This window comes from Flavobacterium piscis (assembly GCF_001686925.1).
GTDB lineage: Bacteria > Bacteroidota > Bacteroidia > Flavobacteriales > Flavobacteriaceae > Flavobacterium > Flavobacterium piscis.
Genome location: NZ_LVEN01000027.1, coordinates 455,344 through 476,517, shown reverse-complemented (window position 1 = coordinate 476,517; position 21,174 = coordinate 455,344). Strand labels below are relative to the sequence as shown.

Below are 21,174 nucleotides of genomic sequence, written 5' to 3'. Positions count from 1 at the left end.
AGACAGTCCTTCTTTAAATTTTAAATACAAAAAAACATTAAGCACCAATATCTACTTTACTATCAAACATTTAATATTTATTTAAAAAAAGTTCATAACAAACTTTAAATAAAATAATAGATGAATTTGCTTCTTAAAATAAAAAATAAGACTACTATTTATCCTGAATTGAATGTTATGAAAACTTAAATTTTTACCGTTTTTAGAAAAAATTAAGAATTGCTTATTTTTCAAATTAGTATATTTGGCGCACCATCAAATTTATCTCCTGTCATTTTTTAACAAAACCATTCAGAAGGTTTATACTATTGTTCATGAAACATTTTAAGTTTATTTGTCTCATTTTTTTATTCTTACTTTCTTTTTTAAGAAGTACAGAGTATTATAAATATCAGCCAAAACTTAATGATTATTGCCATCAGGAGAATTTTACTACTGATGAACTTCCGCCTCTTTTTTCTTCAGATGTGTCAATGTCTAAAAATCTGGAGATTCATTTCATAGTTAAAAAGAAAATAAAATACCGGGCTACAACTTCGGATAGTAATATCCTGAAAACACTTTACTTTTCTAAGCTCCTCAATTTTAAAATTTTAGAAGACAGCCTGATTTACGGTATCGCTACCATTTATCAAATACAGCGTCATACTCACCTTCATTTATACCAACTTTTCTAGGTTTCAATCTATTTTTTGATGTAGAGAACTTTTGTTCTACTGTCTTTTATTTTTTATAAAGGGCATATTATTTATACAAACATTTCTCAAAAAAACACGGTCCAGCTCTTACGGCTTCTGCCTGTACATCTATATTTTCGATACTTATCTTCATTCTACTTCCTGTGATTAATAATCAGGGAGAGCCACTATTTATATACAATTTTTTAAAAATCACTCATGAACATTTATAAAAATCACCTTTTACTTTTTATTTTATCCCTCTTTGTTTTAGTCTCGTGCGGAGATAAAACCAAAAAAAACACCAATAATGTAAAAACAGTACCGGTCTATAAAGTCACGTTGCAGGACACAATAGTTTCAAATCGATTTGTTGCAGATGTACATGCAAAAAACAATGTTGAAATTCATGTTCGTATTCCGGGACTACTTGAAAAAGTTTATATCAGCGAAGGACAATTAGTAAAAAAAGGACAGCTTTTATTTAAAATAAGCGATGTCGAACTTCAAATCCAGCTATTAAAAGCTGAAGCCAGCTACAAAAGCAGTTTGGCAGACTTAAGAATCGCCACCGTAGAACTTGAGCAGGCACAAACTCTTTTTAATAAAAAAGTAATTGCAGACAAAGAATTAGAATTATCAAAAGCCAGACACGATGCGGCTTCGGCTAAGGTTGCGCATGCTTCTGCAGAACGAAAAGCCATTAATCAGCAAATTAATTTTACTACTATCAGAGCTCCTTTTGATGGTACAATAGATCGTATCCCTTTTAAAGAAGGAAGTCTTGTCGAAAACGGTTCGCATTTAACCACACTTTCCCAATTAGATGATGTTTATGCTTATTTTTCTATTCCTGAAAATATCTATTTTCAAATGATGACGGATAAAACACTAAATACAAAAGGAGATATAAAACTGGTTTTGCCAAATGGCGCCGTTTACAGTCATAATGGTGAATTAAAAACGGCCGATGGAGATATCGACAGACAAACAGGATCTATTCAGTACAAAGCTAAATTTCATAATCCGCAAGGATTTATAAAGCATGGTACATCAGGAAAACTCATTATTTCTGAACCAAAAAAGAATGTGATCGTAATTCCGCAAAAAGCTGTTTTCTCTATTCAGGACAAACAGTTTGTATTTGTAGTGAATAAAGAAGGGATCATTAAAATGACAAACGTAACCATTGGGAGTACTCTTGATGATGCATATATTTTAAATAAAGGTTTAAAAAACAATGATTTAATTGTTCAGGAAGGAATTCAATCCTTACGTGATGGCGATAAAATCAATATCAAACAAACTCAAAGTGTAAACCTGTAATTATTATACATCATAAAAAGATTTCAAAATGATCGAAATGTTTATTAAAAGAAAAATATTATCATTAATCATCTCGGTTATGATAGTACTGCTTGGAATATTAGCTTTATTCCAGCTTCCCATAACACAATTTCCTGATATTGTGCCGCCTTCTGTAACCGTAACGGCTAAATATACAGGTGCAAATGCCGAAGTTTCTGCCGATGCGGTTGCACTTCCGTTAGAACGTGCCATAAACGGTGTACCGGGAATGACGTATATGTCGACGGTAACTTCGAATGATGGTTTAACACTTATTCAGGTTTTCTTTGAAGTAGGAACCGATCCTGATTTAGCCGCCGTAAACGTACAAAACCGTGTAACAACCATACTTGACGAACTTCCTGAAGAGGTAATTCGGGCCGGAGTTACTACAGAAAAAGAGGTAAACAGTATGTTGATGTACCTTAATATTACCAGTACAGATGAAACTCAGGATGAACAATTTATCTTCAATTTTACGGATATTAATATTCTGCAGGAATTAAAACGTATTGATGGTGTTGGCCGTGCCGAAATCATGGGTCAGAAAGAATATTCGATGCGTGTGTGGCTTGATCCTCAAAAAATGCTTTCGTATAATATTTCGGCAAATGAGGTTATTGGTTCACTCCAAAAACAAAATATTTCTGCTGCTCCGGGTAAAGTTGGTGAAGGATCAGGACAATTAAACAATGAACTTCAGTACGTTATAAAATACGGAGGGAAATTTTTCGAACCTAAACAATACGAAGAGATTCCGCTTAGGGCAAATTCTGACGGAACGATATTACGACTAAAAGATATTTCGAATATTGAATTTGGTTCGATGAGTTATGGAATGGTTTCTAAAACCGACGGAAAACCCTCAGCCTCCATCATGTTGAAACAGCGTCCGGGTTCGAATGCGTCTGAAGTAATTGCCAGCGTAAAAGAAAAAATGGCTGAACTTAAAGGGACTTCTTTTCCTCCGGGAATGAATTTTAACATTGCTTATGATGTATCCCGTTTTCTTGATGCCTCCATCGATGAAGTTATAAAAACGCTAATCGAAGCCTTTATTCTGGTTGCTTTTGTTGTTTTTATTTTTCTTCAGGACTGGCGTTCCACTTTAATTCCTGTTCTCGCTGTGCCTGTAGCACTTATTGGTTCGTTTACCTTTATGTCGATGATGGGATTCTCTATCAACTTGCTAACGCTTTTTGCTCTGGTTCTTTCTATCGGAATTGTAGTCGATAACGCGATTGTCGTCGTCGAAGCCGTGCACGTAAAAATTTCCGAAGAACATATGGATCCGCTCCCCGCTACTATTAGCGCCATGAAAGAAATTACCGGAGCCGTAATTGCGATTACCATTGTTATGGCGGCAGTATTTATTCCGGTAGCTTTCCTGAGTGGTCCGGTTGGGGTTTTCTATAGGCAGTTCTCGTTGACGATGGCTATTAGTATTGTTATTTCAGGAATTAATGCCCTTACGCTTACCCCCGCTTTATGTGCCATTATGCTTAAGGCGCATGATCCTAATAAAAAGAAAACTTCTTTACTGGACCGATTTTTTCACAGATTCAATAAATGGTTTGACAATATTACTTCTAAATACATTAAAGTACTTGTGAAATTTGCAGATCGTACGGTGGTTACGGTTGGTTTACTAGTGCTGTTTTGCTTCTTAACCTGGGGAACAAGCAAATTTCTTCCTTCCGGATTTATTCCTTCTGAAGATCAGGGAATGGTGTATGTAAATGTAACGACCCCTCAGGGAGCTACGGTAGAACGTACCGAAAAAGCGCTTGATGAAGTAACCCGTCTTGCCAAAGGAATAAATGGAGTGGACAACGTTACTACTCTTGCGGGATATAGTATTGTTACTGAAATCGCCGGAGCTTCTTACGGAATGGGAATGATTAATTTGAAAGACTGGAAGGAACGTGATATTTCTGTGAATGAATTTATTGCGCTACTAACTGAGAAAACAAAAGGCATTACAGATGCACAGATCGAAATTTTTGCTCCGCCAACAGTTCCTGGATTTGGAAATACAAGCGGTTTTGAAATGCGTTTACTGGATAAATCCGGCGGAACGATTAGCAATACAGATGAAGTCACTAAAAACTTTATAAAAGAGTTAAATGCTTCGCCTGAAATTCAGAATTCTTTTACCAGTTTCGATGCGACTTTTCCTCAATATCTAATTCATGTTGATTATGATCTTGCAGCCAAAAAAGGAATTTCTGTAGACAATGCCATGGCGACTTTACAGACCATGCTGGGTTCATTTTATGCGACCAACTTTATTCGTTTTTCTCAAATGTACAAAGTAATGGTTCAGGCCAGTCCGCAGTTTAGAAAAAATCCAGAAAGCATTCTTGATATGTATCTAAAAAATGATGCCGGCGAAATGGTTCCTTTTTCGACCTTCATAAAATTGGAGCGTGTGTATGGCCCTGAGGTTTTAACGCGTTACAATATGTATATGTCGGCTATGATCAACGGTGAACCTGCCGAAGGTTTTAGTTCAGGAGAAGCGATTGCAGCAGTAGAGAAAATTGCAGCAGAAAAACTCCCAAGCCGTTTTGAACTGCAGTGGTCTGGTATGACGCGTGAGGAAATCCTCTCCGGAAATCAAACCATCTATATTTTTGCTTTATGTATTTTGTTTGTTTATCTGCTTCTTGCCGCACAGTACGAAAGTTTACTATTGCCGTTTCCGGTACTTTTAAGTTTACCGGTAGGAGTATTTGGTTCTTATCTCGCGCTTTTAATGGTTGGTTTAGATAATAACATTTATGCTCAGGTCGCACTAGTCATGCTGATTGGTCTGCTCGCCAAAAATGCCATTTTAATTGTGGAATTTGCGATGGCTCAAAATAAATTAGGACGCGAAATTACCCAGGCCGCAATCGAAGGAGCAAGACTTCGTTTCAGGCCAATTCTTATGACCTCATTTGCTTTTATATCCGGATTGATTCCGTTGTGTATTGCAACCGGAGCCGGAGCAGTTGGTAACCGTTCTATTGGTACCGCTGCCGCCGGAGGAATGCTTATAGGAACTGTTTTTGGACTGGTAATAATTCCGGGACTTTACATCTTGTTTGCCAAATTAGAAAAAGCAATGAATAAAAAATAAAACATGAAACAACAAATAAATCGATATATAATCTTTGGCGGCATTTTGCTTCTTACAGCTTGCTCCGCTCCAAAAATCAATGATAATCTGGCAGCGAAACAGCTGCCGGAAAATTTTGACCTGAAAAGAAAAAAAGCTGCTGATAGCCTGCAAAATTTTATTCCGCTACAAACAGCAACCTATTTCAAAGATGAGAAACTTGAAAATCTTTTGAAGAAAGCTATTGCTCAAAATCCTGATTATTTAATTATGGAGGAACGAATTTTAATTGCCAATTCGCATTTAAAAGTGGCAAAACTGGCACTTTTACCTTCTTTAGATCTTCAGGCAGATCTTTCGGGAACCCGTTACGGAAAATATACTATGGATGGTGTAGGGAATTTTGATACCAATTTTTCTCAAAACATTAATGATAAACAAAGGATAAATGAAAGTGTTTCTCCTAACCTGTTTTTAGGTGGAAAAGTTTCCTGGGAAGCTGATATATGGGGGAAACTGAGTAATCGTAAAAAAGCAGCACGCGAACGATTCTTTGCTTCTCAACAAGGAATGCGTTTACTGCAAACCCGTTTATTAAGTGATGTTGCTGATTTGTATTATAAACTCATTGCGCTGGATAAACAGGCCGAGATTTACAAAAAGAACCTTAAAACACAACAAAGAGCGCTTGATATTGTTTCGGCGCAGCGCTCTGTGGGTAAAGCGACAGAATTGGCTGTTCAACAGTTTAATGCGCAGAACAACAACATTTTGGCGGAAGCCGAACAACTCAATCTAAGCATTGATCAAACCGAAAAGGCGTTGTTAAATCTTTTAGGAGAATACGGCGGAAAAATCGAAAGAAGTACCGATTTCCTTTCTGGACATCTTGAAGTTTTAAATCAAAAAATAAGCGTGGATTCCATTATTCATAAAAGACCGGATGTTGCTGAAGCCTATCATGAACTGCGCGCTACAAATGCTGATGCAAAAGCAGCGCGTGCGGCCTTTTTCCCAACTTTAAATTTGGGTGGTTATGCTGGTTTTAATTCGTTTTCTTTCTCCACCTTTTTCGATAACGGATCATTTGCCTGGCAATTACTTGGCGGATTAACAGCTCCTATTTTTAATAAAGGACAGATTAAACAGGATTTTTTTGTGTCTAACAAAAGGCAGCAAATCTCGTTTTTACAATATCAAAATACGATTACAACGGCGTATAATGAGTTGAGTGCTTTACTGCACAGAACAGAATCTTTTGTTGGTGTTTTGAAATACAAATCGAAAGAAATTGAACATCTTGAAATTGCCGTAAACGTTTCGAATGATTTGTATTTGAGCGGTTATGCCAATTATCTGGAAATTATTAATGCGCAAAAAAATAAACTGCAGGCCGAACTGGATTTTGTTGATATTCAGCTAAAAAATGCAGAGTCACAGGTATTATTGTACAAAGCTTTAGGAGGAGGAATAAATTAATCTTAAAGCAACTAATTGGTCGTAAATTTTTAAATTAGTACATAAAAACTGCAGTTATTAAAAGGCTGTCTGAAATCTATTCAGGCAGCCTTTTTTTATTGCATAGTCCCAGTCGCAAAGTTTTATTCTGCCACAGATTATGGGATTAAAATGATTTTGAAAAATACACTGATATCAGTCTCGCAGATTTGACAGATTTAGCAGATTTTTTTTGTCAGATTTTATCAAAAAATCTGTTGAATCTGCGAGAGAAAAAATCTTATTCATTATTCTCTAAGAATATCTGCAGCTTCGTTTATATTCAATTTTAAAATACTGCCATAAGCAACAGCGGCTTTATGAACCTGAACACTCCAGTCTTCGGCTGCATTATCATCGGCGCCATCAGAAATATATTTTAAACACAAAAACGGAATGTTTTCTTTCATAGCAATCATAGCCAACGCGTAAGATTCCATATCTACCACATCATAGATCGTTTCAGAATGCTGCATTTCGAAACTATCTCCTGTACCGCAAATACCTACAGGCAGTGCGTTCATTTCCAGACCATATTCTAAAACGGGTGGCAAACCAGACAAAGGTGTTTCGTACAGAGCAAAACCAAGTCCTCTAACATCCATATCCCTTTGAACAAATTTTGTACAGCAAACTACATCACCTTTCTTAAAATGAGTACTTCCTGCCGAACCCAGATTTACAATTACCGAAGGTCTTTTTAATTGTATCGCTTTGGTTAATTCGTAGGCAGCATTGACCTTTCCTATTCCGGTAATAAGGGCGGTATGATCTTTAAACACTTCGGCTGCTTCAGAAGCCAGGGCAAATGTAAAAAGCACATCTTTGAATGGGTATGTATGTTTTTCGTTAATCTTTATCATAAAAATTGAAGTATTTTTTATGTTGCAAATATCGGGTATTATTTACTTCTATATTTTCAAAATGATTTGATTTTTTTTATTTAATATTTAAGGAATCGTTGTGTTTAGAATCGTAAAGCATGGCTGTACACAAACAGTTTTTTCTTTCTTTACTCAGTAGTATGGGACAATTGACACAGGATTTGCAATTCTCCCAGAAAACCTCATCGGTAGTTAATTCTGAATACGTGACGGGCTCAAAACCCAATTCATGATTCATTTTCATTACGGCCAAACCAGTCGTCAGACTGAATATTTTTGCATCAGGATATTTTTGACGGCTCAATTCGAAGATTTTTCTTTTAATCGTTTTTGCCAAACCTGTATGTCTGAATTGTGGTGCCACAATTAATCCTGAATTAGAAACATATCGTCCATCTTCCCAGGAAGATATAAAAGAGAATCCGGCCCATTTTCCCTCTAATGTAAAAGCGATAATAGCTTCTCCTTTTTTTATTTTTGACTCCAGTAATTCAGGAGAACGGCCAGAAATTCCCGTTCCGCGGGCTATGGCGGATGATAGCGTGACGTCGCAAATTTCTTTTATCCAAAAAACATGTTTGGTGCTGGCGACTTCCACAGTAAAATTTGGTATTTCTTCTTCAATAGGGCTATTTTTTAAGGGGATTGATGCGTTGTAAAACGGATCAGGCATTACAAAATCTTTGCCTGAAAAATCTATTGTACGTTGTAGGGTTTTCATATCTAGTTAATTGTATTCCCTGTTTTATTAATAATACAATTCTATAATGGATTGGAAATACAAAACATAATTTCCAATTTACATACCAATTCCGTAACGGCCACCTTTAAAGAACCATTATTACCTCTATATAAACAACTTATACCAAAAACGAGTTCTTATTCACTAATTGATATTCTTATCAAAATGATATGATTTTATCATTCTGATATCAATTGAACTATTGTTTTAGGGACCAATTCAAAAATCTTTTGAGAGAAAAAATAACCACAGAGAACGCTAAGTTTTTTATCTTTCTCTTTTATAAAAAAACACAAAGTTCACAAAGCTAAGCCAATACAAAGCTTTGTGAACTTTGTGTTTTTTAGAAGTATCCTTAAATAAAATCTTTGCGTTCTCTGTAGTGAAAAATAATTAATAAGTTTAATTTTTTTATATTTTTCCACAACATTTAGTGTTGATCCTATGTAAGATAAGATTATTAAAACTTTAGCATAAAAAAACCTCCAAAATCAATGACTTTAGAGGTTTGTATTTTTTCTAAACAAATTATCATGACACTTACAGAAACGAAGTATTAAATCGTTCAAAATGACAAGTATATCCATTTGGATTTTTGACTAAATAATCCTGATGATAATCTTCGGCAACCCAAAATTTACTAATAGGTTCCAATGTCGTAACCACTTTTCCCGGCCATTTCCCTGAATCATCAACAAGCTGAATTACTTCTTTTGCAGCCTCTTCCTCTTCTTCGTTCTGAACAAATATAGCTGATCTGTAACTTGATCCTTTGTCATTACCCTGCCTGTCGACTGTTGTTGGATCGTGCATTCTGAAAAAGTAATCCAATAATTCTTTAAAAGATGTTGTATTGGCATCATAAGTAATCTCCATTCCTTCTGCATGCCCGGGATGATTTTGATAAGTGGGATTATCATTTTCCCCGCCAATGTAACCCACTTCAGTATCGATTACACCGGGGCGAACACGAAAAAGATCTTCCATACCCCAAAAACATCCTCCGGCTATATACGCTTTCTTTAAATTTTCCATACTATTTGTTTTTAAAAATCATTTTAAAACTTAAGATTTCGTTAGATTTGGTTCTTAAGTTTTATTGAATCAATACATTGAAAACGAATAAATAAATTATTGTTTATAATGCCTAATTTTCTTTAGTTCTCTATCAAAGATAATGGATTATTTGTTGATTTTAAATAAGGAAAACATAATTTAAAGTAAGAACATGACGGCTTATGATCATTTTAAAAATCATCTTAAAAAGAATTTATATTAAATTTGGAATTAATAGTTAAAAATATTTCTACAGTGTCAAGAAGAAAAACTTTGTAGATCTGGTTTGAAACAATGATAAGTAAAAAAGAAAATGAATAAAACAGGTTTTAAATGTAGTATCGCGATTATTTTTCTAATTTCATTTTTATTTATCTATTGTAAAAAAACAGATAAGAATATTACTATCACAGAAAAAGAATTGTATTACAAAATTTATTCAGAAAATAATAGTTTACTTGGATATTCTATGAGAAAATATGAATTTAGAAATGATACAATTATTGAAAAATACATCTCAATTAACTTAAATGGGAAAAAGAAGAATAAGTATTTGCGTGATTTTTACAGGAATGGAGCAGATATATATATTTCCTCCAATATCCAAAATGATAAAAACAAGTATTTATTTTTTTCTCCAACAATTAAAGACACCTGCTATTTTATTGATAGAAAATTAGATAATTTTTATTTGTGTGCTAAGGGAAAAGTCAATTTCAAAAACCACAAGAATGTTTTTAAAGTTTATTATGATGAAGGAGGATCTCATCCACGAAAAGAAACTTTGGTACTAGATAAAGATTATACAATATTAGCTAGATTTGAAGATTGTTATGGTTATCAAAAGGAAATTGTAATTGAAAATAGTAAAACAATTGCAGATCTAAAAATTAAATTTCAAAAAGAACAAAAGAAAATTTTATGGTGGTAAAAATACATAACATTTTTACAAAAACAATAACAAATTTAGCCTTAATTTTAAGCTTAAATTTTTAAATCTATCTTCTATCTTTTCCTTAGATAATTCTAAATAATTAATTAAAATTATTTTGCGTTCACAAACAATATGCTCGCGCTATCGGGAGATGACAACAATTCTGCAAGTTTTGAATGAAATGAAGTTAAAAGAATTAGTCTACCAAGAAAAATTAAGAACTTAAACAATCTTGAGAACTAATTAAAAACTAAAATGTTATGAGAATATTAAGTACTTTATATTTATTTTTTTCGCTGATTTTTTTTGGATATTCACAAGAAGCCAACATAAAAAACGGAAGTTCATCAGAAATTGTCTTTTTAAAAGATTGCAATCTTAAGAAGGTTATAAAAAAAATAGTTACCGACAAAAGAAATGATTGTAATGAAAGAGGGGCGAATTGGTACATTGACTTTATGAAAGATAATTTTATATTGGTCAGTAAGAATACTATTAGAAATTTAATAATTTCGAATGAAATAGATAAAATTTATACTACACTATTAGACGATAATATTTTATTTATCTTAAATAGTGACAGCACGAAAGATTCTTTTGATAAAACAGGATATTCTTTGGACTTAAGTTCCTCTATCGGAAAAATGGATTATTCAACAGTTGATTACTCATTTTGGATTATTCAGAAAACAGATAGCAAAAAATATAAAATTGTTAAAGAAAAAAAATACAATCGTAATTAAAACAAGAGTTCTAACGAAAAGCTATGTAAATGTAGCTCACAAAGGATACAAAAAAAGCCCATTCCTAAAAGGTTTGGGCTTCTTTTTAGTCTTACTATCTAGTTTGTTTTTTAAAAATCCTGGCTAATAAAGTGATTCATCTTTGTCTTAATTATTTAGAACCGATTTCAGTTCAATATATTTTTCAAGATTTTTAAAATCGTGTCCCTTTCCTTTCATTGATTTAATAAAAGCTGGCGTTGCACCCGTTGCATTTGCTCCAATAATATCATCCATCTTTAAATTAGTAAAGCCAAGATCTTTGTATTGCTGTACTAAAACAGGCGTTATATTTTGCGATTTCAATGCAATCAGATCATCTGGTGCAATGTTTGCAAAACCTGCTTTTTGAAAATCTCTTATATATTCTGCTTTTACATTCAATGATTTCATTGCAATCAGATCATCGTTTGAAAGATGGTCATAACCTGCTTCTTTCAGCGAATTAATATAGGCTTTATCAATATTCAATGCTTTAAAAGCAAGGACATCATCATCGCTGTTTGAATCATCTTCGCTGTTATTACTGGCTTTTGCAGCACTGCGTACATCAGCAATAAATTTGCCATCAACACCTTGTGATTTTAGTGCTATGATATTACCCGGGGTCAGATCTTTGTAACCTGATTTGCGTATTTCTTCGATATAAGCTTTGTCAATACCCAATGATTTAAACGGAACCAGATTATCAAGATCAATGTCCGGAATTGCCTGTTTTATTGAAGCAATATAAGCTTCGTTAACATCTAAAGCTACAAGAGGAATAAGTTGGTCTTTATCTGGATTCGTATACCCTTTTTGTTTTACCATTTGTACATACGACTGCTTGATATTCACCATAAAGAAAACCATTAAGTCATCGTCTGTGATTTTTATTCCTTCTTTAAGCATTGCAGCCTGATAGTTTTTGTCGGCAGTAAATTTATACGTTCCGGTTCCTTTATCTCCTTCAAATTTACCGGTAAAAGTCATCGTTCCGGCTTCGCGTGTCAATGTAAATGTGCCTTGTTTGTCTCTTTGCAGGTCATTAAATTCACTCAACTGAAAAGTGCTGGAAGAATTATCTTTCTCACCGCTTTTTAATTGAAGTTCTACTTCATTTCCTTTGATAGTCGCAAACCAGTTTCCTTCTGTTCGTATTGTATTTTGAACATGTGACTTTTTTGCAGCTTTTTTTCCAGACTTCTCTGTAGATTTCAGTGTTTGACTTTGCGCTGCCGGTTGATTAAAAAGGCAGACAAATAATACCATAAGTGGTACGAGGAAAAAATATTTCCACGTCGTGTTTACGTTTGATTTTTTTGAGTTCATCATGATGATTCGTTTTTTAAGTAATGATTGATTATAATTGGTTGTAAGACTCAAAGGAAATTGCGGTGCTGCTACTTTCAGCAGGCTAAACTGATAACTCTCTCGTTCAACAGTATCCTGCTGCAGCATTTGGTCATCGGTTAAAAATTCAAGATTAATTTCAAGTGCTTTTCGCCATTGCCAGGCAAAAGGATTGAACCACTGAAAAATAAGCATCATTTCTGCAAGCAGAAGATCTATGGTGTGTTTTTGCTCAATATGTATTTTTTCGTGCAGCAAAATCTGATTGTAGGTTTCCCATTCGTATTTTTCAGGATTGATAAAGATGTTGTTGGCAAAAGAACATGGAGCTTTGTCTTCTGTTATTTCGACTATACGAAATTTGCCATCCTGAATCACCGAACCTGAATAAGCTCTGGTAATCAATATCACAGCCTGCATTAAAAAATTTATTCCAAAAACAATCACTCCAAACCAATATAGGTAAATGAGCCACTGTAATACCACTTCAACATTGATGAATTGTTTTGTTGGTGCTACAAAGGTTTTCTGTACTGATTCTTGTTTTACTTGGGTTATGCTATTTTTATGAATCGGAGTTTCCGGCAAAACAACAGCCGTTGCAACTGGTGCATTTCTAAATGATAATTGCTGAGGCACCGGAACCAAAGGCAAAACAAAAGCCAATAGCATACAGGCCAGCAATACATACCTGTTTAAATGAAAGAAAGTTTCTTTTTGCAAAAGCAGCTTGTAAAATAAAAGGCAGGCAGAAAGAATTAAGGCAGAATGTAAAATATAAGGTATCATACTTTTCCTTTTTTAATGATATTTACTATTTCATCAAGATCCTTTTCTGTTAGCTTTTGTTCTTTAGCAAAAAAGGCAAGCATACGGGGATAAGAGTTATCAAAATAATCACTTACAATATCTTTTAATGCAAATTGCTGGTATTCTTCCCTACTGACTACAGGAAAAAAACAATGCATATTACCTGCAGTTTCATGATTAAGAAAACCTTTTTCTTCCAGAATCTTTACTATTGTTGCCACGCTGTTATAATGTGGTTTAGGATCTGGCAACAGCGGAATTATATCTCGTATAAAAGCTTTGTTTAAATCCCAAAAGACCTGCATGATCTGTTCTTCTCGTTTAGCTAGTTTTATCATCGTTAAATATTTTGACGCAAGATACTACTAATTAATTAGTAGAACAACTAATTGATTAGTTTTTTAACTAATTAGTTAGTAACAGCTAAGAAATGACACGCGGATAAAACGGATTTCCTACCGCGAAAGCACGGATTGACACGGATTTTTTAATGGTATGTTTTGGTGAATTTAATAAGAATCAACTAAGTAAATAGCCCCGTAAAAAGTCTAAACTCTAATCGTTTAGCATAAAAAAAACTTTGTCAAAGTTTTAAACCAAGCGTCTGAGGTACTTGTTCTTAAACTTTGACAAAGGTTTTTTACTTGTAAACTTGTCATGCATTGCCCGTGGTTTCAACCACGGGATGCAATAATATTACATCTCGTATTGTGTTCCCGTGGTTGAAATCACGGGCTATGTTTGAAGAAGGAAATTAAATTAGGTTACAACTTTGACAAAACTTAATCATAATGATTAATAAAAAAAAACCGATAGCGCGGATTTGCAATCCGTGCCCGCAACAGCAAGACACATAATAAATCATTAAAACAAAAGTCACACAAATTAATGCGCATTTTTAGATTTTCAAAGAAAACAAACCAATCTTTGCGTGCACGGATTGCAAATCCGCGCGATCGTTGCTGAGATAAATCTGCGCGATCGGGTTTTTAAAATTAATCTTCATAAATTACCATAATTGGAGTATTTTGATTTAAAGATTCGTGTAAAAGTTCTTTTATTTCTACTGCCATATCAATATAATAATCTATATCTTCAGGCACATATTCATGGTCAATACTTAAATTTGAAGTCCAATCATTTCTATTTCCGTTATTAACTTCAATTTTTAAACTATCGAATCCACCATACTTATTCCACATACTTAATGATTCATTTTGTAATGAAGGTATAATTTGATTCGTAATAAATTGAATACTTTCTTGAATGTGATTTATATCAAAATGTGCAGGCATATCATCAAAAGAGTTTAAATTGCCTATATTAATATGATTATTTAATCTAAAAACTGTTTCTTTTTCTAATAAAAAATAAAGTTTAGCTCCTAAATTAAAATTTATATTTTTCGCATAAAAAAATAAAACATTTAATTCATCTCTTCTAAAATAAGTATCTGTGTTTCCAATAATGTATCTAATATCTAATGCCATAATTCTTTTATCGTTTTAATCTGTTATTATTCTGTTATATAAGCTTTTATACAGCTCTTCTCTTGTCGTATTGAATGTAGAGGGATTTATTTCTGTAAAATCATTTCTAGAATAAGGAGTTGATTTTAATTTTTGTTTGAAATCTGACAATGACATTGTTTTTGATTTACCAAATTTATCCAGATATCTTATTTCTATAAAAGATATTTGATTCAGATCTTGTGGTTTAGATACATCTTTCCATACTTTTTTTCCTTGGCCGGTAATATATAATTTCGCATCATCTATATTTTCAGGTAAATTTCTGAAAAATTCTAATTTTTCTGCATCATCATATCTCATACTCCCTGTGCTTTTGAACGTCTTACCAATATCAAGTTTGGCACTGTATGGAGTTTTAATTTTATTTGTAGCGTTATTAATTACTATTGCATCAATATCCAAATAAATAGATGGTTTAAAATTTGCACCATTAGCTTTTTTAAATAAAATATCAACACTGAACATTACATCTTCATTTTTCGAAATTAAATTATTTAAGTAAATTCTCATAGGTTTTTCAATGAAGTCACCCATTGTAAACCCGATAGCGCGGATTTGCAATCCGTGCCCGCAACAGTAAGACACAAAAAAATCATTTAAAACAAGAGTCACACAAATTAATGCGCATTTTAGATTTTCAAGGAAAACAAACCAATCTTTGCGGGCACGGATTGCAAATCCGCGCTATCGTTGCTGAGATAAATCTCCGCGATCGGGTTCTTGGGCATATTTAAATCTGTAAAAAATACAGCATAAACATAAGAAAAATAATATAAAAAAAAGAAAAAGAAATTCTGTTTAACTTGTTGAATATGAAAACATTAATACCTTAACTTAATGACATTGTGCTCGTGCTAGGGAATAAGGTTAGGTAATATATAAATTAATTACTTTTTTTCTTTTGAAATTCTTTCCACAATTGATTCGTCTTTTCTTTATTAGGAATACCTCCACTTCCTCCATTTCTTTCGCAAACGGAATCTATATAATCTAAAAAAGCATAATCTAATGACGGTAATCTGAAATCTGTTTGCTTCCTAACATCAAATTTAGAGTCGATTGTAATTTTAGTTGGCTCTGACTTATCTACATAATGACCTGTAATGTATAGTGCCTTTATAGAATCATAGGGATTTGGTAAATTTTTAAATTTATCAAACACAGAATTGTTCTTAAAAAAGTCCCAACAGAATAATGCATGGATTAAACCGGCATCTAGACTTCTTGCACTTGACAAATTAAATGTGTCACCATTTTGAGGATTATTATTTCTAAAGTCATTTAAAGAAATTACATTTTTTAACAAGTCTGGAGCTATTATTCCAACTATATTTAATAAATCATGTTGTCTACTAATTTTATTTAACCAATCTTGAGGGAAACCAATTACATTGTTCCATTCTTCCATTTTTGATAAAAAATCCTTAAACAATAATATTCCTGAAGTATCAGTTTGTATTTTTCTACCTTTTATTTGATTTTTTAACTCATTGAGTTTGTCTTGAAAATTTTCCATTTTTTTATTCTAATTTATAAAAATTTATAAGTTGATTTAAGATATCGTCCAGATTATCTAAATTTTGAGTGGGTAAAGGCGGTATATTTACTTGTAATCTTCCTAAAGAATTATATTCGGAAAATTCGAATGACCCCCTGCTGGCGCGAGCGTCCCGCTCGTGCACGTGAAGCATTTCAATTAATATCAATTTCTAAGACGGTCTGATCATTATCGCCATAATTTCTAGCAGAGCTGTATTTCCAATCTACAGGATTAGTAACAAAACCAGTCTCTCGCGGGTTGTTATGAATATAATTTAATTTTTGCTCAAAAACTTTAAAAGACCAGATTTCAATGGGTTTGTTGTTTTGCTGCCAAAACTGCCTGAATTTTACATTGCTGTTTTTCTTTCCAGCTCTTTCAAACATCCAAAGCATTCATTCTTTTCTGCTTTCTTGTGGATTTTCTTCAATTACTTTGAGCATTTTTCGAGAAGTAAAACCTTTAAAATCTCTTATTAGGCCGGAAGGGTCTCCATTTTCAGATCTGAAAATTAAATGAACATGACTTGGCATTACGCAATAACCATAAATCTCCATTCCCTTGTTCTTTCTGCAGTAATCTAATGACTCAACAATGCTCCCAAAATACTCTTCTCTTGTAAAAACATCTATCCAGTAAACTGTAGCAAAACTTATAAAGTAAGCTCCAGTTTTATCTCCAAATTTGTATTTTCTGCTCATTTATTATTTTTGAGCTAATGTAAGAAATACTTCGCGTTCACGAGCGGGACGCTCGCGCCAGCGGGGGGTATTTGGTTTATTTTTCATATTAGAAATATCCCGATCGCGCGGATTTGCAATCCGTGCCCGCAACAGTAAGACACAAAAACAAATCATTTAAAACAAAAGTCACACAAATTAATGCGTATTTTAGATTTTCAAGGAAAACAAACCAATCTTTGCGGGCACGGATTGCAAATCCGCGCTATCGTTGCTGAGATAAATTTGCGCGATCGAGATTGTAAATCCGCGCGATCGTGTTTTGGTTTTCTCTTTTGATTTAAAAACAACTCAAAGGCTTTTTGTCTTTGAGTTGTTGTTTTAGTTTGCGTTCACGAGCGAGGCGTGTACATTAGCAGAAGAAATTTTTAGAAGGGATTGTATCCTTTTTTTACCATGTCTACATGTACTTTGATGAAATCAGATAAAGTCCTTTTTAAACTTGTAAAAGGCAAAATATCATTTCTGGTTGGTAAATGAGCTTGGTAAACTGTAGGGTTATCACCTTCATCTAAATAAACATATAAAAATTGTTCACCAGGGTTGTGAGCATCAATAGCAAAAAAAGGTCTTGTTATGCTTTTATTATAATTTGATAGCCATTCTCTAACTTCTGTTTGTAACTCCTCTTGAGTATTACCCGCATAGTCTAAGACATAACAATCGTTACCCGCAAGATACAATAATTCTCTAAGTGCTTGGGGGAATAGATTACCATTATTATAAAGTTGTTCTAAATGTTCTATTTCTTCAATAGAAATTGGTTTTATAGGAAAATTAATTGTTTTTCCGTAATGTGTAGGGTTATCTCTTAAATAAGTTAGTTTTTCAATTTTCATAATTATTCTTTTATCATATTTTTAACATTGCCCATCATATCTGCATCTGGATGAGCTATAAATTTAATTTCTAAAATCTTATTTTCTGAATTGCCATATATTTTGGCAGCTTGTAAAAATTTTTGACACGACGTACAAGTATATAATGTGGATTCTATTTCAATAACAAATCTATTGCCTTTTGAGTAATGATTCTCCGTATTCGATTTGAATTTTGGAATTGCTTAAGTTGCTTAGGATCCAAACCATAAAAAGCATCTGAAAAGCCAGTGTAAAAATCACAAACCCGATCGCTCGCATATGCGCAACGATAGCGCGGAAATTCTTTACGTGCCCGCAAAGATAATCGACAAAGAATAGAAATAGAAACCTCGCCAATCGGCGAGGTTTTTTTATGTTATAGATATTCAATTGACAAATTTACTTTATCAACACACTTTTATATTTAGCAATATTTTTCAATACTACCCCAGTACCTCTTACTACAGCTCGTAAAGGATCTTCGGCAATATAAACCGGTAAATCTGTTTTTTGCGAAATTCTTTTATCAAGACCACGAAGCATTGCTCCTCCTCCTGCGAGATACAAACCTGTGTTGTAAATGTCGGCAGCCAATTCAGGCGGAGTTAGCGAAAGGGTTACCATAATAGCATCTTCAATTCTAAGAATCGATTTGTCGAGTGCTTTTGCAATTTCTCTGTAAGTAACCTTTATCTCTTTGGGTTTTCCGGTAAGCAAATCTCTTCCTCGAACAAGCATATCATTAGGAGGTTGTTCGAGTTCTTCCATTGCAGAACCCACTTCAATTTTTATCATTTCGGCAGAAGCGTCTCCAATATATAAATTATGCTGCGTTCTCATATAATACAAGATATCATTCGTGAAAACATCACCGGCAATCTTGATTGATTTATCGCAAATGATTCCGCCAAGGGCAATAACCGCAATTTCTGTAGTTCCTCCACCAATATCAACAATAATATTACCCTGAGGCAGCATAACATCTATACCCATCCCTATAGCGGCCGCCATGGGCTCATGAATCAGAAATACTTCTTTACCATTTACACGTTCGCACGACTCTTTTACCGCGCGCATCTCAACCTCGGTAATACCGCTGGGGATACAAACCACCATTCGCAAAGAAGGCTTAAAAAGATTTTTTTTTATTTCCGGTATATTATTGATAAACCAGTTAATCATTTTTTCCGAAGCATCAAAATCTGCAATTACACCGTCTTTAAGCGGTCGGATTGTTTTAATATTCTCGTGTGTTTTGCCCTGCATTAAACTGGCCTCTTTGCCTACAGCAATAATTTTTCCGTTTCTAATATCCCTTGCCACAATCGACGGACTGTCTACAACAATTTTTCCGTCGTAAATTATTAAAGTATTCGCTGTTCCCAAATCCATAGCTATCTCCACTATCATAAAATCAAATAAGCCCATATATATAGTTTTGTTTAAGAACGGTGTTTATTGTTGTTTTATTCTTTTTAAAGATGTTAAAGTATTCCTTAAAAAATACATAATAGTCTTTTACTTACAATAATTTTTAAATAAACATTAAAGGCGAAGCTTTTAATTATGAAACTGTATTTGGTTTTTCTGTAAAAGTTTACTCAAAGTGTTCGCTAAATTTGTAAAATAGCACACAAATTCTGTTGTGCATTAATTAATAATCACTTAAATAACAGCGTTATGGAAAAGCAAAACAGCAACGAATACGGTCAGACAGACCCTGATTTTATTGATCAAAATACGCTAGTTGATGGAAATAACATTCAGAGCGACGATCTACATAAACGAACTACTATAGAATCTGTTCCTGAATTTCTGGAAAGTGATCCGGATTATATCGACCAGGAAACTCCCGTTGATCATGATAATTATGCACGGGATGAAGATCCGTACCGATATGAGGAAAAATTTACAGAAGATCTAAATACTGAAATTGATCTTGAAAACAATACCTCGGTGAAATCAGAAAGCATAGAGGATCAGGATAAAACTATTGATAAAGATATTTCTGGCAGCAATAGCAAGCAGGATGACAATAAAGACGATAAATAATCGAATTATTAAAAATTAAAATGGCAAATGGCATACCTCGAGTATGCCATTTTTTGTATTTAAAAATAAGATACTAACCCTACCCGTTCTATTATTTTCTGCAATTTGTCTTTTTCTAAAACTATTTAGAAAATTTAAAATCCTTACATTTACCCGCTGGCGAACCAATTTACGTTACATCAATAATCAATTCAGGTAACGTTAAGCCAATTAATTTTAAGCAGTCAAGATGGAAAAACATACTGTATCAGTAGCATCGTTACCCTTAGATGATAATACAATATCGAATACTAAAATAAAAAAAGTTGATTTGTTACCTGATCCGGAATCGCGTTTGGATTCTATGGAAATGAAAGAAAAACCTCTTATGGATTCCAGTATTCCGTTTCGAGATTTAACAAATGCTGCAACTAAAAAAGAAAGTATTGCCCAACTGATTGAAAAATTAGATGTTGAAAATAACTTAAGATATCAAAGAACGGTCGAAGATACCTATTGCAATGTATATTCTTATGATTATTGCTATTTCTCTCAAGTATACTTGCCAACGGTTTGGTGGACACCAGAATCTCTTGAAAAAGTCTTACAGGGACAAGATGTAGAACCTGTTTTTGAGCAAACCGTAGACCGTATTTATTCCAGTGCTATACACGATTGGTTCCCAAAATGGGGGGCGAGTTTTGGCTGGGAAAGAATGACTACAGTTGATGAAATGCAGACTAAGGTAAATGCCAATGGCGGAATTGGAATCATTTGTGCCAAAAGAAGAGAAAAAGGACTTTCAGGACATATTGTTCCAGTTGTTCCCGAAACTGATTTGCACAAAGCCTATCGCGAAAATGGTATAGTAGTATATCCGCTACAATCGCAAGCCGGAAAATTCAATTACAATTACTTTGCAGAAATCAGGCAAGATTGGTGGAATGACGAGCTGTATTCCTCCTACGTGCTGTATTATCACGAATAAAAATGCAATTCACAGAGTTGTTTCATCATTCAAAAAAAAATATTGATTATCAACAAGTTAACTACTTGCAAATACGATAATAAAAAACTACTTTTGCAACTTAGAAAAAACAAGAATACTAAAAGTTGTGATTTAGCTATTCTCTTGCGTAAATTATTGATACAAAAGTGATTAATAACGATAGTAATTTTATAACCTTATTATAAAATTTTACTTCTAAATTGATGTTTCAGTCGATAAAATTGCAAAAATCTAAAATATAAATTCCAATATTTTTAAAAGTAAACGAAAACTTTTATAATGGAGGCAACAATATGCT

At 33.5% G+C, this 21,174-nt stretch carries 18 protein-coding genes and 1 pseudogene; 8 read left to right on the top strand and 11 right to left on the bottom strand.

The genetic code is table 11. The features are described 5' to 3' along the window. Positions 1-314 precede the first annotated feature (314 nt). The 4 genes from FLP_RS12535 to FLP_RS12520 all read left to right on the top strand — a co-directional run bounded on the left by FLP_RS12535 (position 315) and on the right by FLP_RS12520 (position 6,606). Positions 315-677 (top strand): hypothetical protein, encoded by a 363-nt coding sequence (locus FLP_RS12535; RefSeq protein ID WP_065449831.1) that lies wholly within the window; start codon positions 315-317, stop codon positions 675-677. Between the two features lie 219 nt (positions 678-896). Further along, the gene (locus FLP_RS12530; protein ID WP_078007364.1) at positions 897-2,003 is read left to right on the top strand and encodes an efflux RND transporter periplasmic adaptor subunit; all 1,107 of its coding nucleotides are present in this window, start codon (positions 897-899) and stop codon (positions 2,001-2,003) included. A 28-nt stretch (positions 2,004-2,031) separates the two neighbouring features. After that, on the top strand, positions 2,032-5,148 hold the full coding sequence (locus FLP_RS12525; RefSeq protein ID WP_065449830.1) for an efflux RND transporter permease subunit: 3,117 nt from the start codon (positions 2,032-2,034) through the stop codon (positions 5,146-5,148). Between the two features lie 3 nt (positions 5,149-5,151). Further along, positions 5,152-6,606, top strand: coding sequence for an efflux transporter outer membrane subunit (locus FLP_RS12520; protein WP_065449829.1), 1,455 nt, complete (start codon positions 5,152-5,154; stop codon positions 6,604-6,606). Between the two features lie 266 nt (positions 6,607-6,872). On the opposite strand, the gene FLP_RS12515 is transcribed toward FLP_RS12520, so the two are convergent. The 3 genes from FLP_RS12515 to msrA all read right to left on the bottom strand — a co-directional run bounded on the left by FLP_RS12515 (position 6,873) and on the right by msrA (position 9,285). Further along, entirely contained in the window at positions 6,873-7,487 is a 615-nt protein-coding gene (locus FLP_RS12515) for a 5'-methylthioadenosine/S-adenosylhomocysteine nucleosidase family protein (RefSeq protein ID WP_065449828.1), read from the bottom strand. A gap of 76 nt (positions 7,488-7,563) precedes the next feature. Next, positions 7,564-8,229, bottom strand: a complete 666-nt coding sequence (locus tag FLP_RS12510; RefSeq protein ID WP_243397605.1) for a GNAT family N-acetyltransferase — start codon at positions 8,227-8,229, stop codon at positions 7,564-7,566. Between the two features lie 561 nt (positions 8,230-8,790). Continuing rightward, a complete protein-coding gene (msrA, locus tag FLP_RS12505) occupies positions 8,791-9,285 on the bottom strand; it encodes a peptide-methionine (S)-S-oxide reductase MsrA (protein ID WP_065449827.1) in 495 nt (164 codons plus the stop codon). A gap of 334 nt (positions 9,286-9,619) precedes the next feature. Here msrA and FLP_RS12500 point away from each other — a divergent pair, with 334 nt between their 5' ends. Both FLP_RS12500 and FLP_RS12495 read left to right on the top strand, forming a co-directional pair. After that, on the top strand, positions 9,620-10,237 hold the full coding sequence (locus tag FLP_RS12500; protein WP_065449826.1) for a hypothetical protein: 618 nt from the start codon (positions 9,620-9,622) through the stop codon (positions 10,235-10,237). A gap of 263 nt (positions 10,238-10,500) precedes the next feature. Then, positions 10,501-10,983 carry a hypothetical protein gene (locus FLP_RS12495; RefSeq protein ID WP_065449825.1) on the top strand — a complete coding sequence of 161 codons (483 nt, stop codon included), beginning with the start codon at positions 10,501-10,503 and terminating at the stop codon, positions 10,981-10,983. Between the two features lie 147 nt (positions 10,984-11,130). Here FLP_RS12495 and FLP_RS12490 read toward each other — a convergent pair whose 3' ends face one another. The 8 genes and pseudogenes from FLP_RS12490 to FLP_RS12455 all read right to left on the bottom strand — a co-directional run bounded on the left by FLP_RS12490 (position 11,131) and on the right by FLP_RS12455 (position 19,264). After that, a complete protein-coding gene (locus FLP_RS12490; protein WP_065449824.1) occupies positions 11,131-13,143 on the bottom strand; it encodes a M56 family metallopeptidase in 2,013 nt (670 codons plus the stop codon). Beyond that, positions 13,140-13,502, bottom strand: coding sequence for a BlaI/MecI/CopY family transcriptional regulator (locus FLP_RS12485; RefSeq protein ID WP_065449823.1), 363 nt, complete (start codon positions 13,500-13,502; stop codon positions 13,140-13,142). The genes FLP_RS12490 and FLP_RS12485 overlap by 4 nt, the downstream gene beginning before the upstream one ends. Before the next feature lie 657 nt (positions 13,503-14,159). Beyond that, positions 14,160-14,654 carry a hypothetical protein gene (locus tag FLP_RS12480; RefSeq protein ID WP_065449822.1) on the bottom strand — a complete coding sequence of 165 codons (495 nt, stop codon included), beginning with the start codon at positions 14,652-14,654 and terminating at the stop codon, positions 14,160-14,162. A gap of 15 nt (positions 14,655-14,669) precedes the next feature. Beyond that, positions 14,670-15,230, bottom strand: coding sequence for a hypothetical protein (locus FLP_RS12475; protein ID WP_065449821.1), 561 nt, complete (start codon positions 15,228-15,230; stop codon positions 14,670-14,672). A gap of 349 nt (positions 15,231-15,579) precedes the next feature. Continuing rightward, complete coding sequence (locus FLP_RS12470) at positions 15,580-16,212, bottom strand: hypothetical protein (RefSeq protein WP_065449820.1); 633 nt, start codon at positions 16,210-16,212, stop codon at positions 15,580-15,582. Between the two features lie 176 nt (positions 16,213-16,388). Beyond that, positions 16,389-16,937: pseudogene (locus FLP_RS12465) on the bottom strand (REP-associated tyrosine transposase). A 407-nt stretch (positions 16,938-17,344) separates the two neighbouring features. Next, entirely contained in the window at positions 17,345-17,815 is a 471-nt protein-coding gene (locus FLP_RS12460; protein WP_065449819.1) for an SMI1/KNR4 family protein, read from the bottom strand. A gap of 420 nt (positions 17,816-18,235) precedes the next feature. Then, positions 18,236-19,264, bottom strand: coding sequence for a rod shape-determining protein (locus tag FLP_RS12455; protein ID WP_065449818.1), 1,029 nt, complete (start codon positions 19,262-19,264; stop codon positions 18,236-18,238). 252 nt (positions 19,265-19,516) lie between these two features. Here FLP_RS12455 and FLP_RS12450 point away from each other — a divergent pair, with 252 nt between their 5' ends. Both FLP_RS12450 and FLP_RS12445 read left to right on the top strand, forming a co-directional pair. Next, positions 19,517-19,888 carry a hypothetical protein gene (locus FLP_RS12450; protein ID WP_065449817.1) on the top strand — a complete coding sequence of 124 codons (372 nt, stop codon included), beginning with the start codon at positions 19,517-19,519 and terminating at the stop codon, positions 19,886-19,888. Between the two features lie 229 nt (positions 19,889-20,117). Further along, complete coding sequence (locus FLP_RS12445; protein WP_065449816.1) at positions 20,118-20,855, top strand: hypothetical protein; 738 nt, start codon at positions 20,118-20,120, stop codon at positions 20,853-20,855. Positions 20,856-21,174: the final 319 nt, after the last annotated feature.